The following is a 22,339-nucleotide window of genomic DNA, read 5'->3' on the forward strand; positions in this document are numbered from 1 at the left end:
CGTTTCCTTTGTTTAACACCAGCATACCAGTACCACCTGGTGATCGGGAACGAGCTTCAGGTCGATTTCCGCTAAGACTTGGGACCGATTGATTTTTCCTTCTTGAACTTTCCCATCAACCGGTATAATATATCAGTTAGATATATCAAAAAGATAGGTGTGAAACAAAATGAAGACGTACAATCATACAACCTACGCCATCTTAGGCATCCTGACAACGAACTGCCGGTCGGGCTATGCAATCAAACAGCTCATCGACCGGAGCCTGAATCACTTCTGGAAAATCAGCTACGGACAGATCTACCCAACATTGAAGCGTATTGTGGATGAAGGACTGGCAGAAGTCAGGGACTCCTCAGGAGAGGGAAAGAGGGATAAGCAGGAATACACCCTCACCTCCAAAGGCATGGAGGTACTCGGGAATTGGCTTTCAGAGCCTGTGGACCAGCCCCCACTTGAGAAGAATGAAATCCTTTTGAAGCTGTTCTTTGGTCGACATCAATCCACCGACCATACCATCAAGCTTTTAACCGACTACAAAGGAAAACTCCAAGAACGACTTGCCACCTATGTGACCATTGAAGAAGGAATCTTGAATCAGGAAGAGCGCTCTGAAGATGTCGACTACTGGCTGTTCACATTGGATTATGGGAAGAGGGGTGCACTGGCTTCAATCGATTGGTGCGACGCGACTCTCGAAAAATTGTACTCTAAGGAGGAGCATGATGGGCAATCAAGTGTTTAACGGCAGATACACGACGGAGAATTCGGAAGAGGTCGTGGTCTTCATCATCGGCATGAGGATCAATAAACGCCTGGCAGTGCACAAATGGTTCCCGGTGTTCAAGGCGATGCCGGGTATGATCAAGGAGTTGTACACGCATAAAGAGGAGCTCGGCTTCCTGTCCATGGAAAGCTACTTCGGCCTCCGGACTACGGTGATGATTCAATATTGGAGATCGACAGATGACCTCATTGCCTATGCACGGAACGAGAAGCACCTGAAAGCTTGGAAGGCATTCAACCAGAAAATCGGTGCAAGCGGCGTGGTGGGAATCTATCACGAAACGTACAGGCTTACCCCCGGGGAATACGAGACGGTTTACGGGAACATGCCTCTTTATGGACTGGGTAAAGCACTGAAGCATGTCCCGATCACCAAAAATAAGGACAGGGCCTCCCAGCGATTGAATGCGTGATGCGTTTTACAGGGAATCGAGGCGTGCGATAAAATGGCATTATCTATTGTGAGGGGGATTCCGCTATGATCATCCGTGAAACGAATAATTCCTTCATCATGATCAAACAGCATGACCATGCCTTCCTGTCAGGAGAGATCGTGAAGCACTTCGACGCCTCCATAGTAAGATCCAACGCTTATTGGGACGAACTTCTGCATGCCTCTTATCAGCATGACAGGAGCTGGATCGGACTGGACACCACACCGGTCTGGAACGATGCCGTGCACCGTCCTTTCACTTTTTCCGATTACCCGCTCATTCCAAAGCTGGTATTCTATACGCGCGGGATCGATGAGATTTCAGAAGTGCATCCATACGCAGGACTTCTATGCAGCCTTCACTTCTCCTCCTTCTTTACCAACACATCAGATCCCGACTGCCTGCGGTTCCTGGAGAAGGAGGCCCTGCGCCAAACAGAACTGCGGAAAAGGCTGCCTCCTCTGGATGAAGATCTCCTTCAAGAGCATTTCACCCTTCTCCAATTCTCAGACGATTTCTCTCTTTATATGTGCCTGAATCGCCCCGGTGTATCGAAGGACGAAGAGCACCCTTGGTTCAAAAATGGATTCAAGCATACGGAAGGCTTTAATCACACCGATGACCCGTTGAAAGGACAGTGGACGGGCCTTCATGACATCGTAATGGCCGGGGCTCCTTTCAAGCATCCCTTCACCGTGGAACTGCTCTATAAAGAAGTGGGCAAATCTTCCATTCTCCATGACGGGATTGTCAAAGCCTATGCCTCTTCAGGGATGTTCTCCCACAGCATCACAATCAGTAGAGCCGGCACTGACCGACTCGTGTGAGAGAATAACAGACAAAAAAAGAGGTTGGGACAAAACTAAAAAGGAACCATTTAATGAACAACAATATGAGTGCAGGTTCCTTATACCGCTCATGATTTCCGTGCAAGACTCCGCTTTCCGCGGGTAGCCCGTGGGCCTCCTAGGCATGCCTGCGGGGTCTCACATCAGCTACTCTTCCCACAAGAGTCTTCGTCTTGCACTCCAATCAGGAGCTTGAAACAATGAAATCGTAATGGTCATGAAACAAAGTAAAAACCCGAATGCATTAGCCTGATCGCAGGCACATGAAGTCGGGTCTTACTTTGACTAAAACACGTTTGTCCCAGCCTCTTCCTTCATTCCAATTCATCTTCCTGCAGCGGCATCATCAGATCCTGGTGATCTTCATACCGGAGATAAGAAGACTGCCCCTGTCCTTCTATGAAGACATCTTCTCCGGAAGAATCGAGGGACCTCCATCCGAATTCAACACGCGCCTCGGACTCATCCACTTCCCCGCGGATAATAGTTCGCCACTCCTCTGGGACCTTGATGGACCCGTATGGATGCTCGGCAAAGGGAAGCTCCCTTTCCATCTGGATCCGGGGTTGATACGCTTCGTTTTGAAAAGACCGCTTCTGGATCAGGTAGAATACCAGACGGTCCACTTTCTCAGCAGGATCGAGACTCCAGACCACGCGGTAGCTTGAAGGGTCTCCGGGACGCACCTTCCAGATCACCGGGTCGCCGTCTGTCGTGGCTGACGATGCTTTCCACTGATGATCCTTCCATACCCAAAGGCTGAAGCCGCGAACACCGGCATCCGTTTCAAAGGGTATGAAGGCATGGCGATCATCGGCTTGCACCGTTTCCAGTATTGATTCCACCTGTAACCCTTCATCCGTCCCCATTTTGTTCAGTAGCCCGTTGATTTCCTTCGCCGCCGCCTTATCATCGGGCAGAGGACCCGCCGGAGCTAGCTTGAACCAATAGACGAAGCCAAAGGCAATCAAGGAGACGGCAAGTACGATGACGATCATCCGTTTCACATTCTTCATTCCGCCCCGCCCCCTTTTATGATTGATTCAGAGAGTTGATAATAGTATTGGGTATCGCCCGATAAAATCAGCAAGCCCTTCCCGTTCCCTTCAACATAGATCAGCGGTGAAAGACCACTTCCCCACTTCGGCTCGACGCCATTGAGGAGATACGGGAAGCGCTCCGGTGCTTTGGACTGATTTTCATCTTCCACCATTGATTCCATGTACCACATCTCCCCGTCAGGCTGTGCCTGCTTCATTCCCTTCAGCTGTTCATGCAGCTTCTGGTGATCGAGCCTCACATCTGATCCTGCGGGATGACTTTGAACAAGGGAGACCTTCTCTGGATTTGATAGATACGTAGCCGGATCATCTGATGGATAAACAATGGAACTGAGCGGAATGGCCGCCAGTGCCATGATCGCCAGAAGAATATTCCCGGCAAACCCGAACCAGGCGAAACGGCGATACCTCTCCCATCTCCCATTTTTCCGCCTCAAGGTCAAATAGAGGATCAAAACGCCCAGTGGAAGGATCGGGATCCTGACCATGATCCCCCTCGGCTCAAATGTGTATGAAATGGTAAATACCCCTACCATGAAAACTAGGAATGCCTTCCAGAATGGAGCTTGGTGCTTCTGTCGTCTTATCATAAAAACCGCACCTATGATCAGTATGCCCCATGCAATTGCGGTCATCAGCCACGTTAGGGACCCCCCATTAACGTAAGTCGCCATGTCCATTCCCCCTATATTTCTCTAAGTTACACATATGTAGAATCTTCATCACAAACCCAATGGTTCCATATTTTATCATATAATAATTTTTCCTTCAGCATGAATACATGGTTTTTTGATTGAATTCTGCGTATTGTTGGTATACTGGTTAAAAAAATGACAGGGGGGCGGGAGCATGTGCGGCCGTTTTTCATTGATTGAGAGTGTACATGAACTTCAACAGCAGTTCGAATTCGACTTATCCGCCGACCTTCAGCCGCGGTTCAATATTGCTCCGAGCCAAGAGGTGTTTTCCATCATTTCGGACGGGAAGAAGCGCCGGGGCGGCATGTTGAGATGGGGGCTAGTTCCCCACTGGGCAAAGGAAGCGAAGATCGGCTATAAGATGATCAACGCCCGTGCTGAAGGGATCAATGAGAAGCCAAGCTTCAGGGAGCCTTTCAGGAAGAAGCGCTGCCTGATCATCGCTGATGGCTTCTACGAATGGAAAAAGGTCGATGACCGCAAGCAACCATACCGCTTCGTCATGAAGGACGGAAAGCCCTTTGCCTTCGCGGGATTGTGGGAAACGTGGAAAAAAGGAGATGCTCCCCTTCATACGTGCACCATCATCACGACGACTCCGAATGCCCTGACAGAAGACGTCCATGACCGCATGCCCGTCATTTTGAAACGTACGGATTACGCCAGGTGGCTGGACCCTTCCAATCAAGCGGTTGACGAGCTGAAATCGCTTCTGGTCCCTTATCCGGCTGAAGAAATGGAGCTCTATGCCGTGAGCGAGCTTGTCAACTCACCGAAGAATGATGTGGCCGACGTCCTGTCTCCGCTGAATAGCTTGTAAATGCGAAGAAGCACGGGAATCCCCGTGCTTCGTTTGCATTATTCGAGTTTCCCCTTACTTGCACCGATCCCGACAAAGAGTTGGATCAGGGTCAGGAGCATGAGCAGGATGAATGGAATCGTCCAATTGGCGAACAGATCATGTAAGTAACCGAAGAACACGGGACCCACTGCCGCCAATAAGTAACCCATGGATTGGGCCATACCAGACAATCCGGCCGCCTGGGCGCTGTCTGTTGTCCTCAGGACGAAGAACATCATGGCGAGGCCGAACATCGTTCCGATGCCGACCCCGATCAGGAGGACAGATAACACGGTCAGGAAGCCTGTGATTAAACCGATTAATCCAAGGAACAGAAGGATGACGGACCCGATCGTCAACCACCTTTGATCACTCATCTTCTCTGCGACGACGGGGATGATGAACGTCATGGGGATGATCGCCATCTGAAGCGTCGACACGACCCAACCTGCCTCATTGAGGGTATACCCTTGGTCATGAAGGATGGCCGGTAGCCAGGTAAGAAGGGTGTAGAACATGAAGGACTGGATACCCATGAAGATCGTGACATGCCAAGCCTTCAGGGAATTCCACATCCGCACCTTCACCGCCGGAGGCTCGATCACCTTTTCTTTTTTGACCGATTTTAATAAGAAGCTCCATAGGATGACCGAGAGCACGGCAAGGAAGGCCCATACCCCGAGTGAAGCGCGCCAGCCAAGGGAGCTTGACTGGGCAAGTGGGACACTGACGCCTGATGCCAGGCTCCCAAAGACGTTCATGGAAATCCCGTAGACTCCCGTGATCAATCCGACCTTCATGGGGAACGACTTTTTCACCAGGGCCGGCATGAGTACGTTACAGATGGCAATGGCGATCCCGACAAGACCGGTCCCGACGAAAAGCCAGCTGCCGTGGGGGAAGACGCGCAGGACCATGCCGGCAAGTAATACGACAAGAGCCGTATAAATGACCGGTTCGAGCCCGAACTTCAGTGAAAGTCTTGGCGCAAACGGTGAAAAAAGGGCAAAGGCGATGAGTGGGATGGTCATGATGCTCCCCGCCACAGCGTTAGAAAAATGGAAGTCCCCTTGGATCAATGGGATGAGCGGTCCGACTGAGGTGATTGGCGCCCTCAGATTCATGGCAATGAAGATCACCCCGATGACGGCTATCCAGCCCGCTTGCTGTTGTTTTGCTTCTTGCATACAATTCACTTCTTTCTGTTATGTTCAATGGCATTGATTTGATCAATAAGCGTCCCAAGGTACTTTTTGACGCATTCGGAAGCTTGGACAGGGTCTTTTGCCTCTATGGCTGAAAGGAGTTCTGTGTGCATCCTGATATCTTCGTGATTCAGATCGTTCAGATCAATAAGGTTATAGACTGATTGATGGACAGAGTCGATGATTGAGTCGTACATCTCCATGAACATGGCATTCCCCGACGCACGAATGACCGATTGATGGAAGGCGATATCCTGCCGGACGAATGCCCCGGAATCGATCTCTTCAGCAGCTTCCTGCCACAAAGCCAGGAGGCTGCGCATTTCCCCAAGCTGTTCGTCCGTCCTTCTCAGGGCTGCCTTTTCAGCTGCCTCCCGTTCGAGGGCCAGCCTCAGCTCAAGGACCTCCACCAAATCGCCTGCTCTCATCCGTTTACGAAGGGCACGGTCAAGGCCGCTGTGACTCTTTACGGTGGTTCCGATTCCCTGTCTCGTTTCCAGATATCCGGCGTGAACAAGGGACCTGATCGCTTCCCGAAGGGTATTGCGGCTGATCCCCAGGGTGTCCATCAGGACCGGTTCCGGCGGAATCTTCTCACCAATCGGCCACTCCCCGCTCTCAAGAAGTTGTTCAAGCTGATTCAGGGCCTGCTCGGTCAATGTTTTTGATTGCACCTTTTCCATAATGATCTGACTCCTTTTAAAGGTAGGATGATTGGTTCATTGGATGAGTATAACATAAAAAGAAGCGCAGGAGCGGTTGAAGAACCGTTCCTGCGCTTCTTTTTGTTATTCTCCTGTACGGGCGAAACGCTCGATGCGTTCACCGATTTCATCCCGCACTCGCTGGAAGAATGCCCATTTTTCTTCTTCAGATCCTGTTGCCTTGGCCGGGTCCTCAAAGCCCCAGTGCTCGCGTTTTACGCCAGGCGGTGTCACAGGACACTTGTCTGCCGCATCACCGCATAGGGTCACGACAAGATCTGCTGAATTCAAGATGGCCGGATCAATGATATCAGATGTTTGATTCGAGATATCGATATCCGCTTCCTTCATCGCCTTTACAGCATTGGGATTCAAGCCATGGGCTTCGATTCCCGCACTGTAGACGTTCCACTCGTCTCCCAGGTGTTTTTTTGCCCAGCCTTCAGCCATCTGGCTGCGGCATGAATTTCCTGTACATAAAAAGTAGATGGTTTTCTTTGACATGGTGCGTCTCTCCTTACAATGAGTAGTGTGATTTTATAGGATCAGTAACCAGAGATACAGTCCGACCAGTGTAATGAACAGGGTCGGGATCGTCAGGATGATACCTGTTTTGAAATACGTTCCCCAAGAGATCTTCACGCCCTTAAGGGACAATACATGAAGCCATAGCAACGTGGCCAGGGAACCGATCGGGGTGATCTTCGGCCCCAGGTCGGAGCCGATGACATTCGCATAAATCAAGGCTTCCCGGATGACCCCCGTCGTATTCGTATCCGATATGGCAATCGCGTCGATCATCACCGTCGGCATATTATTCATGACTGAGGAAAGGATGGCCGCAATGAAGCCCATTCCGATCGTTGCCGCAAACAGCCCTTGGTCCGCCGTAGCCTGGATGGCATCGGATAGGATATCAGTGAGACCTGCGTTGCGAAGTCCATATACCACCACATACATCCCGATCGAGAAGAACACGATGGCCCATGGCGCACCCTTGATGACCGTCTTCGTGTTCACCACGGGACTTCGTTTCGCCATGATCAGGAAAAAGATTGCGACGATCCCCGCTACGATGGAGACCGGGATCCCGATGAATTCGCTGACGAAATAGCCCGCAAGCAAAACAGCTAGGACCACCCACGACAGCTTGAACATTTTCTCATCTTTGATGGCGTCCACCGGTTTTTTCAGCTGGGACACATCATATTTCCCCGGGATGCTCTTTCGGAAGAAGAGATAGAGCACCAGGATGCTTGCTCCAAGGGAGAAGAAGTTCGGGATGATCATGCGTGAAGCATATTCCACGAACCCGATGTTGAAGTAATCTGCCGATACAATGTTGACCAGATTGCTCACCACGAGGGGAAGCGATGTGGTATCCGCAATGAATCCACTCGCCATGATGAAAGGAAATACGAGCTTCTCATTAAAGTTTAGATTCCTTACCATCGCCAAGACGATGGGCGTCAGAATCAATGCCGCTCCGTCATTTGCAAACAGGGCTGCCACCACGGCCCCTAAAAGCGAAACGTAGATGAACATGCGGACCCCGCTACCCTTGGCCGCTTTGGCCATATGAAGGGCTGCCCATTCAAAGAACCCGATTTCATCGAGAATGAGTGATATCAGGATGATGGCAATGAAGGTCAGGGTCGCGTTCCACACGATCGATGTAACATCGATGACGTCACTGAATGTGACCACTCCGACGAGCAGAGCCAGGATTGCTCCGCCGCAGGCTGACCAGCCGATCGACAGGCCCTTCGGCTGCCATATGACCAGCACCAGTGTGATCAGGAAGATCACCGATGCCAATATAACTTCTGTCAACATAATTCCCCCTCTAGCAAGTTGCGTTCTCGCCCCTGCATCTCAATTGTTGAAGTACCTCATCGCTGTCGGAAATTTGTTGAAGGATCAGCTTGATCAATTCATGCTCCGGACACGAGGCATTTAATGAAAAATAGCGCCACTGACCCCTTCGTTCTTCCTTCACATAGTCGGCAATCTTCAGCTTTTTCAAATGCTGGCTGATGGACGGCTGACTCATTTCAAACATATCCACGAACTGACAGACACAATAATCAGCCGAGCTCAACAGCTTCATCATCATCAGGCGCGTCGGGTCACCAAGCGTCTTCATACAAGCCGAAACCCTCTTTGCATCCATAACTGCTATCGTTGTCAACACCAATCCCCTCCCTGCACATTCATTTGTATGTACGGATTATATAACGAATCACTTATATAATCAATAACTTATATAAAAAATAACGCATAGGGGCGGTTCCGATGCGCCATTTTTGTCGCATCGGAACCGCCCCCGTGTTTTAGTGTTCCATCACTCAGCTACAGGAGGTTGATGCACTGCAGGAGGAAGATGTTGTGGTCGGTTTTGAAAAGGTCACACTGCATACGCCGGTTTCAGGCAGTTCCAGCTCCACTTTCGAGGCGGCCTCTTCGTCTTGGCTTATGTGTGCCACCACAGACCGTACTTGCTCATACCCGGTTGCCATGAGGAATGTAGGGGCCCGGCCATAGCTCTTGGCTCCGACAATGTAGAAGTTTTTTTCCGGCTGACTGAGTTCCTTCTCACCATGCGGTCTTACCGTCCCGCAGCTGTGGACGTTCGGATCAATGAGAGGAGCGAGGGCTTTCACACTTTCTGTCGCTTCATCGATCGCCGTCCGCAGTTCGCTGAAAATGGTGCGGTCCGGACGATTGCCCGTATTGACGATCATTTCATCCACTCCTTTGATTTCAGTTGTGGCATTCTTGATGATCAACGTTCCATTTTCAGCAGACATCACTTGCTCGATCTTGAATCCTTCATATACTTGGACGATGCCGGAATCGACGAGGCGATGGATGCGGCTCCCGAGTTCTCCCCTGGCAGCAAGAGCGTCTTTCTCCTCACCACCGTAAGCCTCACTGACGCTTTTCTTACGGATGATCCAGACAATTCCCGTTTCAGGGTATGCTTCTTTCAGTGTTGCCAGTTCAAGGAGGGCATTAATGGCGGAGTGCCCGCTCCCGACAACAGCCACATTTTTTCCGGAATAACGTTCACGATGTTTCCCCGTCACATCCGGCATGCCATAGAATGATCGTTCGTTGGCATGTCGCTCACCGGAAAGCCAGACACCATCTGAATTGGCCGGGTTCGGGTTCCCCCAAGTCCCCGTAGCATCGATGACGGCCTGCGCTTCAACCTTGGAGACTTCCCCGTCACGCTCGACGTAGAGGACAAACGGGACTTCGTCACGGCCTGCCGTCTTCATCTTATCGCGATCTTTCTTGCTGATCGACAAGACCTTTGCATTCAGTTCAAGATGAGGCTTTATTTCAACGGTCTCAGAAAGGGGAATGAGGTAGTCATCGACCAGCTCCCGGCCTGTCGGAAGCGCTTCCAGATCCGGCTCTTGCCATCCTTGGCGTTTCAACAACTCCACTGATTTTTTATCCATGTTATACCTCCAAGGTGAGAAGAGGCGGATATGTTCCCACGTCTTGATATTCGCTCCGACCGCTTCTCCTGCTTCAAATAGGACAAACGGTTGACCGTAACTGATAAGATGAGCGGCAGCTGCCAATCCGACTGGTCCCGCTCCGATGATGGCAATTGGTAATTGAGGTGATTGGTTCATGATTCTCTCTCCTTTTGGTTAGTTGGTAGAATTTTTTCCATGATCATGACATCGACATATGTTCCATCCAGTATTCCTTGATCCTTAAAGATTCCCACTTCCCGGTATCCACGTTTCCTGTAGAGCCCTTGCCCAAGGGTATTAAACGGGAAGGTGAAGAGGACGAGTTTGTGAAACTGATTTTTGGCCGCTTCCTCCTCCAGGTTCCTCAGAAGCTGCCCGCCGATCCCTTGCCCTCTTGCTCCTCGCCTGATATAAACCGACAACTCGCCCACCCCGGCGTAGGCCGCCCGCGGGCTGTACGGTTGAATACTTGCATATCCGTTGATTCCACCCATATCTTCAGAAACCAGTACGATGTATCGCCCCTTATGACTTTGAAACCATTGGTTTATGTAAACTGCGTCTTTTTGATCCGTTTCCAGCGTGGCAATCCGGTCTTCAATCCCCTCGTTGTATATAGACAGGATCGCTGGTAGGTCCTTTTCTGTAGCATGACGAATCACTCCACCACCTCCATTTGAATTGACCATTTATTGACTTTATCAACTATTAGCCCGAAAGCAACACCACTCCCATCAAGTGGCGCAGCTTCCATTTCCTCCGTTCTGGCGCATAGCCGAGAGGAGGAGACTCATACTTTCCATGACCTGATCATGTTTCGCCGGCTCTATGAACTGAAAGATATTCCCGATGTATTGGAGCATCTGACCAGCAATTTCGTCCGCTTTCTCTTCACCTGTATCTGTCAGGGCAAGGAGCACGTAGCGCCGGTCTTTTGGATCGGCTGTCCGGGAGAGGAGCTCCATTTCTACAAGCTTGTTTACTTGTTTGCTTAGCATACCCGTATCCATCACCAGCTTTTGAGCCAGCATTTGAAGGGAGATAGCAGGACTTTTTTGAAGCTCATACACAATATGACTTTGCGTTACCGTGATCCCGCAGCAGTCTGATCCATCTCGCTGCAATAATCCGAAATCCCTGACAAGCTGCTGAAGCATTTCGCGCATCTCACTCTGCTTTTCTTTATTCATAGAATCACTTCCTTATTTACATGATAATACCAATAGTTGATTAAGTCAACTATATTTCTTGTTCTTTTTCTTTTTTTGAAAATAGTCTACTATTTAAGTGAGAAACAATCATATTTCCTAGAAAAGACGGCGGCAATGTCATCACTAACGATTCTTACCAAAGAGAAACTGACTGATTGGATCCACCTGTACATCAACGTATTCAATTCTCCGCCCTGGAACGAAACTTGGACCGTGGAGTCAGCAGAGGAACGGCTGTCCGACCTCCTGAGCACACCAAAGTCCCGCGGTTATACCCTGCACATTGATGGAAAGCCCGCCGGCTTCATTGCAGGTAGTGCCAAAAGGACATCAAAAGGGATGACCTTCTATATCGCAGAGCTTTGCGTCGACCCATCCATACAGGGAAAAGGAATTGGATCCACACTCCTCTCTCACTTGGAAAAGGAACTGAACCGTGAAGGAATTCAGTCGATCTATCTTCTCACCTCGCCGGGATCTCCTGCGGAAGGTTTTTATGAACGGCACTCCTTCACAAAGAATGACAACAGGATTATCATGCATAAATGAAAGCGTTTCACGTGAAACAATAAAGCCTGGGAATGCTTATATTCAAGCATTCCCAGGCAATTTATCAATTCAGCACGTTACCCGTGATATACATCGTGATCAGACCGCCGAAAATAAAGAACAATAAGATCATACCCAAAATGATCCAGAATTTCTTCATGTATAACCAACCCTTCATGGATATTGATACGCCCATTGTAACACAACAGGCTTAAAAACAACCCTCTCCGGATGCGTCCAAATGTGACAGAATCAGGGCTTATTCGTTCAATTCTTCTGTCAGCTTCCGTCCCCCGATGCGGTAGGCAAGTGGGGTGAATAGTAAGATCGTCAGTAACAGCATAGCAGAGACGATTCCCCCTATGATGGTGTAGTTAATAGCCAGAGGCCCTGGATCAATGATATTAATGATGAAGGACACGAAGATCCCGATCATGATTCCTAGGCTCAATCCGATCAAGATGTATAGCAACACCTGAGTGAGAATCACGCTGATGATCCCCTTTCTTGTCAGGGAAAGGGTGCGAAGGACGGCAAACTCCTTCCGCTTGGCATGGATATTGTTCAAAAGGGTGTTGAAGACTCCGACCGCAACGCTCAGGAGCATGACAGCGAGGAAGATGATAAAGATGGACCAGCGCTGTTGGAACATTTCATCCGATTCGTTCACGGACTGCTCATACGAGTGGACCTGCAGTTCCGGAAACTCTGCCTTCAATGATTCCAGTTGCCCGGGGTCCCCTTCACTGACGAACATCCTCGCAAATCCTGCATCACTGAAAGTTTCGTCCTTCCAATCCACCAGGATATCTGTATCAAATAATTCACCTTCGATTGCGGTTACCTTTAGAGGCTTCAACGGGACATAGTCCTCCAAATCATTCGAGAATGTTTCCAATTGAAGACGGTCCCCCGCTTTCAAATTATGCTTCTTAGCAAAAGGTTCAGAGACAATCACACCATTCTCTTCACCGGATGATTCATCGATGAATCCCTGCTTCATCATTCCATCCAAGTCGCCTCTCAGAACCGTCACGTCCAGGGTGGAATCCCCTTCCATAAGGGCGGCCCCTGTATAGGTGCTGATGAAGCTTGCTTCAGAACCAGGCATTTTTTCTTCGACTGATTCCTTCAATTTGAACGGATCAAGGGAGGTCGACTCCAGTCTTGACTGCAACACAACTTCCGTCGGAAACTGGCTCTTCAGATACAGTGCTTCATTGTTCTGGATCGTCTTCAGCATGACGGATCCGAATACGGCAATGATCATCATCATGCTCACCGTCAGGATCACGAATGTATTTTTCTTCACCTGGGGAATGACATTCCGGATTGCGACATAGGAGGCATTTCCGGCTACTCTCCGTATGAAGGGCGCACCCTTCTTCAGGATTGGTGAGAGGTAGAGTGGGAACAGGACGAAAATAGAAAGGGTGAAGATTGTCGCGGCAGCAAGCACACTCAACACCTGATTCCCCTCATCTACCGCTACGAGTTTCCCGAAGACCAGTACGACGATGCTTATGATGAGCAGTCCTCTTCCCAGGAATCTCCTGCCTCTGATGGAGAACGACAGCTCCTCATTCTCCTGCATGACCTTCAACGGAAGGGTCTTCCCGTTCTTCACAGCCGGGATCAGAAGGAACAACTGGATCAGGGCGGCGCATGCCGCGGTCATCCACAGTGCCATACCCATGTGGAAGTCCCCCCGTGCGACAGAGATGCCCATCCAGTCCTGCAAGAACCCCTGGACATAGTGCTGGCTGATATAAGCGAGTCCGACACCAATGAAAGCACCCGTTGCCGTAATGACACTGCTTTGGACGAGGATGATCCCGAAGAGTTGCCTTGCTGTGGCCCCGATCGACCTCATGATGGCAAACTGCTGCTTGTATTTGTACAAGAATGTCTCAAAGTTTGAGATGATCAGGAGTGAGGTCACGATCAGGACAAAGAAGCTAAGAACGTAAATAAAGATTGAAAGAGAGGAGAGATTCGCTGTCAGATACGGATTCTCTTCTGCGAGTTCGACGCGGAGCCCCTCATCGAATCCCTTGATCTGCGTCGCAAGCCCGAGATTGTCTGTTCCTGCTGCCGTCTTCACCAGCACATAGGTGGCTTCGATGTCCCCACCCATGAAGCGCTTCACGTCGTCATGAGAAAGAATCAAGATATCAGGCACCACCCCCGTACCCGTATTGTCCTTGAACGTCTCGATCAGGGAAAAGGTCTTCCCTTCAACCGTCAAATCATCCCCTACTCCCACTCCCAGGGCGTTGGCAAGGGACTCATTGATGATGATCTCGCCTTCCCCCACTTCTTTCTTGAAATGATAGCGGCTCTTGACCAGCTCATCGGTACCGACCCCGAGACTGTACGTGGGGGCTTCCCCTCCGAATGAAGAAAGGGCGAGCTGGGTGATGAGGACATTGGAAGTCTCCTTTACGCCTTCCATCGCGGTCAGCCGGTCAAGGAAATCCTGATCGATGACCCCGTTATCGGCGGTATCATACCCGACAGACAGATCCATCGTCCCGAACATCTCCGTCACTTCATCCTTCACCGACTGCTTGGCATTCATGGCGAACAGCATCATGGTGAGAACGAGGGAGATGGAGAGGCAGACGCTCAGGATCGAAGACAGGGTGATGAACGGATTTGCCCTCAGGAAGCGCATGGAGGTGGCGAAGATCGTCTTCATGCCCCTCATTGATTGCGTAGCTCCATGATTGTCTGAAACTTATTCAGAATTTGTGACAAGTCGCCCTCGCCCGTACATCGATGTTCATCCACGATCAGTCCGTCATGGAAGAAGAGGACCCGGTCCCCATAGGTCGCAACATTCGGATCATGGGTGACAACGATGACACTTTTTTGGAATGTTTCTTTCAGTTCGACTAGCATATGTAGGATATCCCTGCTTGTATTGAAGTCCAGGTTACCCGTCAGTTCATCTGCAAGGATGATGGGTGGTGACGTGATCAGGGCACGGCCGATGGCCACACGCTGCTGTTGCCCACCGGATAGCTCAACCGGCCTGTGCTTACGCCAATCCGTGAGCTGCACGAGACCCAGCATCTCATCTACCTTTTGCTTCACTTCGCTCTTCCCCACGCCTTTCAACACCAAGGGAAGTCCGATGTTTTCTTCGACCGTCAGATCCTTCAGAAGATTGAAGGATTGGAAGATGAATCCGATGTGGTCGCGGCGGTAGATGGTGGCATCCGGTTCCTTGAAGAACCGGGTGGTCTCTTCTCCGTTCAGCATGATGGAACCTCCACTCGGCTCATCCAGTGCCCCGAGGATGTTCAGAAGCGTGCTCTTTCCAGAACCGCTCGTTCCCATGATGGTCAGCATCTCCCCCTCCTCCAGGGAAAATGATACCCCCCTCAGGGCGTTCACCTCGTGTCCCGCACCTTGGTACTGCTTATGTAAATTGCTGATTTCCAATACCGACTGACTCATGAGCCACCTCATTCAACATAATCTATCCATTATTGTTGTAATTTTACAACCAGTGGTCACTTCCTGCAAATTTTAAATAAAAAAAGTCCAGTGGCATCTAAAAGCCACTGGACCTTAAGGGTCATCATTCGATATGCTTTTTCTTTATGATGGTCTCCTGAGCGAGCTGAAATCCATAAATCAGGAGAGACTTCAGAAAGAAAACGGCATACACTTGGTACTCATTCAATCTGACATATGAAAATATCCCCTGTTTCTTCAAGAATTTAGAGAATGGATAAATGAAGAAAAGGTCGGTCACAAAGTTCGTAAGCAGATACTTAATGAAATTGCCGTAAGAGAACTTAAGGATCCAGATCGTCCCGATAAGGAACTGCCCCCATATGAGGGGTGTCTCTCCATTTGCTTTAGGAAATAACCTCTCATAGAACCACCACCATTTCCTCTTCTCGGCCAGGACCCCTTCCAGCCGGATGAACAGGCAGATGAACAGACTCGCCAGTCCGTATCGTTTAACGGTTTCCTTCCCAAGGAATGGAGCCGACAGCCACGGGACCAATAAGATCAACCACAACAAGAGTCTTGGATGCTTCGTCATCAATACACCCTCCTTAATGGATCTTCAAGCGTATTGTCTCCATGGAGCAGGATTAATATGAGAGGCTGCGATTAAAATACTTTTTTCTCATAAATGCGGATCGACAGGACCCACGAGAGCGCGAAGATCGCCAGGACCGCCACACAGACAATCAGATAGGGGCGGTACTTTCCAGGGAGACCAGCGTCCCGACAGATTCCCTTATGATGTCATTCAAATTGGGGATGAACACATTCACGACGGCAAAGTAAGCCGCGAACAGGACAAGTGAGGCAATCATCAGATACTTGGATGCAAACCGGTAAGCAAACGGGAGCATGAAGGAAAGGGACAGGAGGGACAACATCGTCATGAAGACGATCCCTTGCCATTCCATGATCCTGCCGTGAATGAGCAGACTCCCTAAAAATAGCAGGATGGTGATGGCAACCGTATAGATCAGGACGCTGAGATACTTGGAACTGACGATTTCCTTACGGGTGAACGGAAGGGAATTCAAGAAGAGATTGATCGTCGTTTTCTCATCATTCCCAAAGGTCGACATCGACAGGACCAGGATGAAGACAAGCCCTACCCAGATCGGCGGAGCCCCCAGGACGAGATAGATGATCAAGACGCCCAATAGGATGACGAGGATATTCCGGTGGAGCATGAAGTCCTTACGAATCAACTGAAGCATGGAACCGGTCCCCTTTCTTCGTGTAATACATGATATCCTCCAACGTCGGTGCCTCGATAAGGGCGTGGCCACCGAAGAGGTCCTCGGCCTTCACCCGGTCTGCCGTCAGGGCTTCGAAGCCGAATTTCGTCTTCTTGAAGCTGACAAACTCCTTCTCCGTGTCTGCATCCAGCAGTTCAAGCCCGCCCTTGACCAATGCATAATCTTCTTCAATCTTGTAATAAGGCTTCGTGAAAATATGCCGGCCACCATGGATGAACGTGATATAATCGGCCGCGCTTTCCAGATCCGTCGTGATGTGGGTGGAATAAAGGATCGTCTTCTCTCCCTCCTCCATCACGCTGTGCAGGATATCGAGGAGCTCCCTGCGGAAGATAGGGTCAAGACCTGCCGTCGGTTCATCCATCAGGATGAGTTCTGCGTGATGGGAAAATGCGATAGCCAGTGAAGCCTTCATGAGCATTCCTTTCGAGAAGGTCTTAAGCTTTTTCTTCAAGGGGAGGTGGAACATCGTGACATACTGTTCGAACACATCATCATCCCATCTAGAATAGGACCACTTCGCAATTTTCTTCATTTCATGGAGTGTCAGCTGCTCGTAGAAGACATTCTCATCAAATACGAAGCCGATCCGTTCCTTTATTTCCTTTTCATGATTCCTGTAGTCCATACCGAGCACCTTCAGCTCTCCACGGTCCGGCTTCAACAGGTTCAGGATCATCTTGAGCGTTGTGGATTTTCCGACCCCGTTCCCCCCGATCAGTCCTGTAATGAACCCTTTCTTCACTTCGAGTGAAAAATCATTGATCTCAAAGCCGTTGAATCGTTTCTCCACATTCCTCAATTCAATTGCATTCTCCATCAGTCTTCCTCCCTATATAACATATCGAGCAACTCTTGAAGTTCCGAGAGGGGGATCCCCATTTCCTTCCCGCTCCGGATGGCTGAAGAGAGCTGCTCTTCGATCCCCTTCATCTTCTCCTCCTTGATCAGCTCGCTGTTTTGATCCGCAACGAACGATCCCTTCCCTACAACAGAGTAGATGTATCCGTTCTTCTCAAGCTCTTCGTACGCACGCTTCGTCGTAATCAGGCTGACGCTTAGTTCCTTTGCCAGCTGCCTCATGGATGGCAGGCTTTTTCCGGCTGGAAGATGCCCCGACATGATCTGCTCCTTTACCTGTTCGTTGATCTGTTCATAAATCGGTTGCTTGGAGCGATTTGAAATTAGGATTTTCATACCTGAACCTCTCAATTTTTACTTTATATGTAACAATATATACAATATACACAATATATACAATAGGGATTCTCAAAAAAATTGTGATTGACCGATACTCCCTAATGTTTTAATATGTTTAATAGTTTAACTACATAAACTATTAGAGGTGAATAAACTTGAATCAAGCTGCTTATATCAAAGAAGCCGTATCCATCTTCAACTCCATCAACAGCTATCTTCTGAAACATCATTTCGCGAAATTGAACCACGATATCCCTCCTAAGCAGTTCATGATCATGAAATACGTGTACGAAGTGAAGAAGACAAAAATCCAGGACGTAGCGGACCAATTCGACCTTTCCATGAGCTCCGTCAGCCAACTCGTTAAAAAACTTGAATCAGACGGATTTGTGACTCGCTCCATAAATCCAGACAATCGAAGGGAAACATTTTTGACCCTGGGAGATAAGGGAGAAGACTATTTCAAAGAATATGAACGCGTCGATCAATACATCATTGATCACTATTACGCACAATTAAGCATCGAAGAAACGAAGCAGATGCGCGACATCGCGCAGAAGCTCCAGGGAATCGTCATGGATCGTCAAGGGGACGACGAGTGAATTGGCAGCAGCAGACGATCGACCTCTTCATTGCATATGAGTCGATAGCCGTCGTCATCAGCATTGCATTGAACATTGTCATCAGCGTTCTTGGCGTCGTTCCTAGCGTCTTTTTGACTGCTGCAAACCTCGCTGTATTCGGCCTCTGGGGTGGAATCGGCGTGTCCTTCATCGGAGAGGTATTCGGGGCCATCATCGCCTTTTTCCCGTATCGTAAAGGATTCAGGCAGTTGAAGGATCGGAAGGGGTTCACCCATCCTAAAGTTCAGAAGCTGTTAGGTGCCTCAGGGAAAGAATCGTTCATCCTGATCCTTTCCCTGAGGATCATGCCCTTTATCCCATCGGGTTTAGTGACGTTCATCGCAGCCATCGGCAAAACGCCGTGGACGGTATTTGTTGCGGCAAGCTCCCTTGGCAAGATCCCTGCCATTTTAATAGAAGGATTCTCGGTTTATCATGTCATTCAATGGACAGGAACGGGGAAATGGATCCTTGCCGCCCTTGCAGGAATCTCCCTCTTCATCATCATCCAAAGGCTTTATTCACGGCCATCCAGTTGAAACTCCTGCACTATGAATAATGGAAATCATGACTGCCCAGCGGCAGATACTCGAACACTATTTCATGATAGTATGCATATTTATCAGGAAAGCTCTGTTAAAGGTAAATGTTGATACTTGTCCGGATTCTTGACGTATTCCGATGAACAATGAGGACACTGTTCGGTTCGGAAAATATAAGGGTCGGCAACGGCATCAATGTAAATGTTGCGGGCGTCTGTCCAAATTTAACAAATAGGTTTTTCGTTACGTTCGACTAATTTGAAACGAGATGGGAAGTGCAAAATGGAAGATATTTATACGAATGTCTTGAAAAACGACAGATTAGATAAATACCCTTTATTCAAAAAGTTTTGTGTCCTCAAAGAAAAAGGGCTACGGAAGGAATCCTTTAAAGCATTATCCTCATTTATAGATGAAGCAAAGGAATGGGATAATGATAAACAACAGAATTTCGCTTGTTGGCTATTTACTTTATTTGAAGTATCAGACAATATTCACCACTTACTTGTTCATCCTTTAGAAGAAAATTTATTAAAGCCTTTACTTGAGGAATGGATTAAAAAAAATCCTAAAGAACCAAGACCATATAGGTGGTATGGTTTGTTTTTACAAACCGAAAAACAGATTGAATACTTAAACAATGCAATTGAACTTGGTGGCAAAGGCGAACAATTATCATTGTTAAAACTAATTGATATTAATTTTTACTTTCTTTGGTATTCGTTTCACCATATATCTGAAGATTTATATCTGGGCAATATTGAAGAAGATTCTATTCTTATTACCAAGTTACAGGAGTTAAATGATAAGGTAAAATGCCAACAAACCAGGAAGAACAATGATAACAAAATGAATTATTATAGAGAACTTTTGAATGATTGGATGATGTTTAAAAAAGAACAAAAAAAGGACTTTGTTAAATGGTGCAAAAGCAAAGGTAAAAATTACTATTGGACAAATGCTTATTATTACGAATAATAAAGGGCTTTTTATAGCCCTTTTAAAATTGTGATAAATCAACATTAAACTTTAACAAAGCCATCAGGAAAATAAAGTATTTACATTATTTTCTTCCTCTGGTATAGTTGGTAACAATTTAATCAATCGACTCGGCCATGACGAGGATACGAGGCTGGATGAACGGTTTACAGAGAAGGGAGACACGGCTGAAAGCTCCCCAATGCAGCATCCGGTTTTACTCCCTTTGAGCCGCGCTTGGAAACTTGCGCCGTTTTATGCGATGTTACAGCATATTCAATGAGCCACCGCTTGCGGTGGGAATTTGGGTGGAACCACGGGTAATCAACACATGCTCGTCCCTTCTTGGGACGTCATGTGTTTTTTTATTTTTATAGAAAAGGAGACAAAGAAGATGTCAAATCAACACGTTAGGATTCAATTTCCAGATGGTCAACAACAAGAATTCCCACAAGGTGTCACACTGACCGATATCGCTCAGTCGATCAGCCCGGGCTTACGCAAAAAAGCCGTAGCAGGGAGTGTGAATGGAACGACGGTTGATTTGACACGACCGATTCTGGAGGATGCTGACATTTCCATTTACGATGCCGTGTCTCAGGAGGGAATCGGTGTCATACGCCATTCGGCCGCCCATATCCTTGCTCAGGCGATCAGACGACTGTATCCGGACGCCTCTTTCGGAGTGGGGCCGGTGATCGAAAACGGATTCTATTATGATATTGATATAGAAAAAGCTTTAGTCCCGGAGGATCTGGTGGAGATTGAGGACATGATGGGACAGATAGTCCAAGAGGATCTTCTTGTCCTCCGAAAAGAAGTGACAAACGATGAGGCGGAGCACCTCTTCTCTCATGATCCATTGAAACTGGAACTGCTTGAAGATATTCCTGCCGGTGAACCCATAACGGTATACGAACAAGGGGATTTCTATGATCTATGCCGCGGCCCCCATGCGCCATCCACTGGTAAGGTGAAGCACTTCAAGCTTATGAGCGTCTCAGGGGCATACTGGCGCGGGGACAGCGACAATCGTATGCTCCAACGGATCTACGGGGTTGCCTTTGCGTCGAATAAGGAATTGGAAGATCACTTCCTTTTCCTCAAAGAGGCGGAAAAGCGGAATCACCGGAAGCTCGGGAAGGAGCTCGACCTGTTCATGTTCTCTGAAGAAGCTCCGGGGATGCCCTTTTACTTGGCGAACGGACAGTTGATCCGGAATGAGCTGGAATCCTTCCTAAGAGACCTCCAGACATCATACGATTATCAGGAAGTACGCACTCCCCTGATGATGAACCAGCGCCTTTGGGAGCAGTCCGGACACTGGGATCATTATAAAGAGAATATGTACTTTACTCAGGTGGACGATCAATCGTTTGCCCTTAAGCCCATGAATTGTCCGGGACATATGCTGATCTTCAAGAATGGTCTACGCTCCTACAGGGACCTGCCGATCCGCATGGCAGAGTTTGGACAAGTACACCGGCACGAGTTCAGCGGCGCCCTCAATGGCTTGTTGCGCGTCCGCAGCTTCTGTCAGGATGATGCCCATATCTTTGTAACGCCAGAGCAGATCGAGGCAGAAGTGTCCCTTGCCTTGAAGATCATCGACCATGTATACCAGGTATTCGGATTCAGCTACGAAATCGAACTTTCCACCCGTCCGGATGACTACATGGGGGATCCGGATCTGTGGGACCAAGCGGAATCTGCTCTGGAGAACGTATTGAAGAAGATTGGTTTTCCATACAAAATCAATGAAGGAGACGGCGCTTTCTATGGACCGAAGATCGATATCCACATCAGGGATGCCATCAAGCGCAGCCATCAGTGCGCGACCGTCCAGCTCGACTTCCAGCTTCCAGAGAAGTTCGATCTGACATACGTGAATGAAGAAAACGAGAAAGTGCGCCCGGTTGTCATCCATCGTGCCGTCTTCGGTTCCATTGACCGCTTCCTCGGCATCCTGATCGAGCACTTTGGTGGAGCGTTCCCCCTTTGGCTCGCACCTAAGCAGGTCGAGGTCATCCACGTCTCAGACGCGCACACTCCATATGCCGAAAGCGTTCTGCTGAAACTTCGCCAGGCAGGGATACGCGCCTCTTTGAATAATAGGAATGAAAAGCTTGGGAAGAAGATTCGCGAAGGACAAATGCGAAAAGTTCCATATATTCTTGTGCTTGGAGATAAAGAGAAAGAGAGTGGCTCCGTGACCGTCCGGTGCTACGGAAGCGAGAAGCTGGAGGAATACCCCGTAAATGATTTCGTGGAAAAGGTAAGAGATCAAATCTGCGACAAGCAGTGATGGGAATGTCGCCTTGTTGAATGCCAAAAAGTAGCGTATCCTAAAAAGATAAAGCTGCCTCAATCCAACAAGGAAG

Annotated in this window: 25 protein-coding genes; 9 read left to right on the top strand and 16 right to left on the bottom strand. The window is 48.8% G+C overall.

Features of this window, described 5'->3' with window-relative positions; genetic code table 11:
• Window positions 1-169: 169 nt before the first annotated feature.
• From D5E69_RS21890 to D5E69_RS21900, 3 genes are all read left to right on the top strand, one after another.
• Window positions 170-745, top strand: a complete 576-nt coding sequence (locus D5E69_RS21890; RefSeq protein ID WP_063191878.1) for a PadR family transcriptional regulator — start codon at window positions 170-172, stop codon at window positions 743-745.
• Window positions 726-1,199 (top strand): DUF4188 domain-containing protein, encoded by a 474-nt coding sequence (locus tag D5E69_RS21895; protein WP_063191877.1) that lies wholly within the window; start codon window positions 726-728, stop codon window positions 1,197-1,199. Before D5E69_RS21890 ends, D5E69_RS21895 begins: the two co-directional genes overlap by 20 nt.
• 65 nt (window positions 1,200-1,264) lie before the next feature.
• Window positions 1,265-2,047, top strand: coding sequence for a DUF3891 family protein (locus D5E69_RS21900; protein WP_159130252.1), 783 nt, complete (start codon window positions 1,265-1,267; stop codon window positions 2,045-2,047).
• Between the two features lie 335 nt (window positions 2,048-2,382).
• Here the strand turns inward: D5E69_RS21900 and D5E69_RS21905 are convergent, their stop codons facing one another.
• The gene (locus tag D5E69_RS21905) at window positions 2,383-3,084 is read right to left on the bottom strand and encodes a hypothetical protein (RefSeq protein ID WP_048004694.1); all 702 of its coding nucleotides are present in this window, start codon (window positions 3,082-3,084) and stop codon (window positions 2,383-2,385) included.
• Window positions 3,081-3,719 (bottom strand): hypothetical protein, encoded by a 639-nt coding sequence (locus tag D5E69_RS21910; protein WP_159130253.1) that lies wholly within the window; start codon window positions 3,717-3,719, stop codon window positions 3,081-3,083. Before D5E69_RS21910 ends, D5E69_RS21905 begins: the two co-directional genes overlap by 4 nt.
• Before the next feature lie 259 nt (window positions 3,720-3,978).
• Here D5E69_RS21910 and D5E69_RS21915 point away from each other — a divergent pair, with 259 nt between their 5' ends.
• A complete protein-coding gene (locus D5E69_RS21915) occupies window positions 3,979-4,647 on the top strand; it encodes an SOS response-associated peptidase (protein WP_048004692.1) in 669 nt (222 codons plus the stop codon).
• Window positions 4,648-4,685: 38 nt separating this feature from the next.
• Here the strand turns inward: D5E69_RS21915 and D5E69_RS21920 are convergent, their stop codons facing one another.
• The 8 genes from D5E69_RS21920 to D5E69_RS21955 form a co-directional block, all read right to left on the bottom strand.
• Window positions 4,686-5,855, bottom strand: coding sequence for a CynX/NimT family MFS transporter (locus tag D5E69_RS21920; RefSeq protein WP_048004691.1), 1,170 nt, complete (start codon window positions 5,853-5,855; stop codon window positions 4,686-4,688).
• A gap of 5 nt (window positions 5,856-5,860) precedes the next feature.
• Window positions 5,861-6,556 (bottom strand): FadR/GntR family transcriptional regulator, encoded by a 696-nt coding sequence (locus D5E69_RS21925; RefSeq protein ID WP_053073075.1) that lies wholly within the window; start codon window positions 6,554-6,556, stop codon window positions 5,861-5,863.
• 105 nt (window positions 6,557-6,661) lie between these two features.
• Window positions 6,662-7,081, bottom strand: coding sequence for an arsenate reductase (thioredoxin) (gene arsC, locus D5E69_RS21930; RefSeq protein WP_159130254.1), 420 nt, complete (start codon window positions 7,079-7,081; stop codon window positions 6,662-6,664).
• A gap of 33 nt (window positions 7,082-7,114) precedes the next feature.
• Window positions 7,115-8,410: an arsenical efflux pump membrane protein ArsB gene (locus tag D5E69_RS21935; protein WP_048004947.1), complete on the bottom strand. Its 1,296-nt coding sequence runs from the start codon at window positions 8,408-8,410 to the stop codon at window positions 7,115-7,117.
• A 13-nt stretch (window positions 8,411-8,423) separates the two neighbouring features.
• The gene (locus D5E69_RS21940) at window positions 8,424-8,750 is read right to left on the bottom strand and encodes an ArsR/SmtB family transcription factor (protein ID WP_048013952.1); all 327 of its coding nucleotides are present in this window, start codon (window positions 8,748-8,750) and stop codon (window positions 8,424-8,426) included.
• A gap of 175 nt (window positions 8,751-8,925) precedes the next feature.
• Window positions 8,926-10,227 (bottom strand): NAD(P)-binding domain-containing protein, encoded by a 1,302-nt coding sequence (locus tag D5E69_RS21945; protein ID WP_048013951.1) that lies wholly within the window; start codon window positions 10,225-10,227, stop codon window positions 8,926-8,928.
• The gene (locus D5E69_RS21950; protein ID WP_231578987.1) at window positions 10,224-10,733 is read right to left on the bottom strand and encodes an arsinothricin resistance N-acetyltransferase ArsN1 family A; all 510 of its coding nucleotides are present in this window, start codon (window positions 10,731-10,733) and stop codon (window positions 10,224-10,226) included. The genes D5E69_RS21945 and D5E69_RS21950 overlap by 4 nt, the downstream gene beginning before the upstream one ends.
• 72 nt (window positions 10,734-10,805) lie before the next feature.
• Window positions 10,806-11,261: a MarR family winged helix-turn-helix transcriptional regulator gene (locus tag D5E69_RS21955; protein ID WP_159130256.1), complete on the bottom strand. Its 456-nt coding sequence runs from the start codon at window positions 11,259-11,261 to the stop codon at window positions 10,806-10,808.
• Window positions 11,262-11,396: 135 nt separating this feature from the next.
• On the opposite strand from D5E69_RS21955, the gene D5E69_RS21960 reads away from it, so the two are divergent.
• Window positions 11,397-11,831, top strand: coding sequence for a GNAT family N-acetyltransferase (locus tag D5E69_RS21960; protein ID WP_159130257.1), 435 nt, complete (start codon window positions 11,397-11,399; stop codon window positions 11,829-11,831).
• Window positions 11,832-12,090: 259 nt separating this feature from the next.
• Here D5E69_RS21960 and D5E69_RS21965 read toward each other — a convergent pair whose 3' ends face one another.
• From D5E69_RS21965 to D5E69_RS21990, 6 genes are all read right to left on the bottom strand, one after another.
• Window positions 12,091-14,532 carry an FtsX-like permease family protein gene (locus tag D5E69_RS21965; RefSeq protein WP_159130258.1) on the bottom strand — a complete coding sequence of 814 codons (2,442 nt, stop codon included), beginning with the start codon at window positions 14,530-14,532 and terminating at the stop codon, window positions 12,091-12,093.
• 5 nt (window positions 14,533-14,537) lie between these two features.
• Window positions 14,538-15,296 carry an ABC transporter ATP-binding protein gene (locus D5E69_RS21970; RefSeq protein ID WP_159130259.1) on the bottom strand — a complete coding sequence of 253 codons (759 nt, stop codon included), beginning with the start codon at window positions 15,294-15,296 and terminating at the stop codon, window positions 14,538-14,540.
• Between the two features lie 124 nt (window positions 15,297-15,420).
• A complete protein-coding gene (locus D5E69_RS21975; RefSeq protein WP_048004684.1) occupies window positions 15,421-15,894 on the bottom strand; it encodes a hypothetical protein in 474 nt (157 codons plus the stop codon).
• A gap of 151 nt (window positions 15,895-16,045) precedes the next feature.
• Window positions 16,046-16,573, bottom strand: coding sequence for an ABC-2 transporter permease (locus D5E69_RS21980; protein ID WP_159130260.1), 528 nt, complete (start codon window positions 16,571-16,573; stop codon window positions 16,046-16,048).
• A complete protein-coding gene (locus D5E69_RS21985; protein ID WP_063191867.1) occupies window positions 16,554-17,435 on the bottom strand; it encodes an ABC transporter ATP-binding protein in 882 nt (293 codons plus the stop codon). The genes D5E69_RS21980 and D5E69_RS21985 overlap by 20 nt, the downstream gene beginning before the upstream one ends.
• Window positions 17,435-17,812, bottom strand: coding sequence for a GntR family transcriptional regulator (locus D5E69_RS21990; RefSeq protein WP_048004681.1), 378 nt, complete (start codon window positions 17,810-17,812; stop codon window positions 17,435-17,437). Before D5E69_RS21990 ends, D5E69_RS21985 begins: the two co-directional genes overlap by 1 nt.
• Before the next feature lie 158 nt (window positions 17,813-17,970).
• On the opposite strand from D5E69_RS21990, the gene D5E69_RS21995 reads away from it, so the two are divergent.
• The 4 genes from D5E69_RS21995 to thrS all read left to right on the top strand — a co-directional run bounded on the left by D5E69_RS21995 (window position 17,971) and on the right by thrS (window position 22,263).
• Window positions 17,971-18,417: a MarR family winged helix-turn-helix transcriptional regulator gene (locus D5E69_RS21995; protein ID WP_048004680.1), complete on the top strand. Its 447-nt coding sequence runs from the start codon at window positions 17,971-17,973 to the stop codon at window positions 18,415-18,417.
• Window positions 18,414-18,977, top strand: a complete 564-nt coding sequence (locus D5E69_RS22000; RefSeq protein WP_159130261.1) for a TVP38/TMEM64 family protein — start codon at window positions 18,414-18,416, stop codon at window positions 18,975-18,977. Before D5E69_RS21995 ends, D5E69_RS22000 begins: the two co-directional genes overlap by 4 nt.
• 285 nt (window positions 18,978-19,262) lie before the next feature.
• The gene (locus D5E69_RS22005) at window positions 19,263-19,958 is read left to right on the top strand and encodes a hypothetical protein (protein WP_159130262.1); all 696 of its coding nucleotides are present in this window, start codon (window positions 19,263-19,265) and stop codon (window positions 19,956-19,958) included.
• A gap of 394 nt (window positions 19,959-20,352) precedes the next feature.
• Window positions 20,353-22,263: a threonine--tRNA ligase gene (gene thrS / locus D5E69_RS22010; RefSeq protein ID WP_048004677.1), complete on the top strand. Its 1,911-nt coding sequence runs from the start codon at window positions 20,353-20,355 to the stop codon at window positions 22,261-22,263.
• Window positions 22,264-22,339: the final 76 nt, after the last annotated feature.

The sequence above is a fragment of the Rossellomorea marisflavi genome, from assembly GCF_009806575.1.
GTDB classification, from domain to species: Bacteria; Bacillota; Bacilli; order Bacillales; family Bacillaceae_B; genus Rossellomorea; species Rossellomorea marisflavi_A.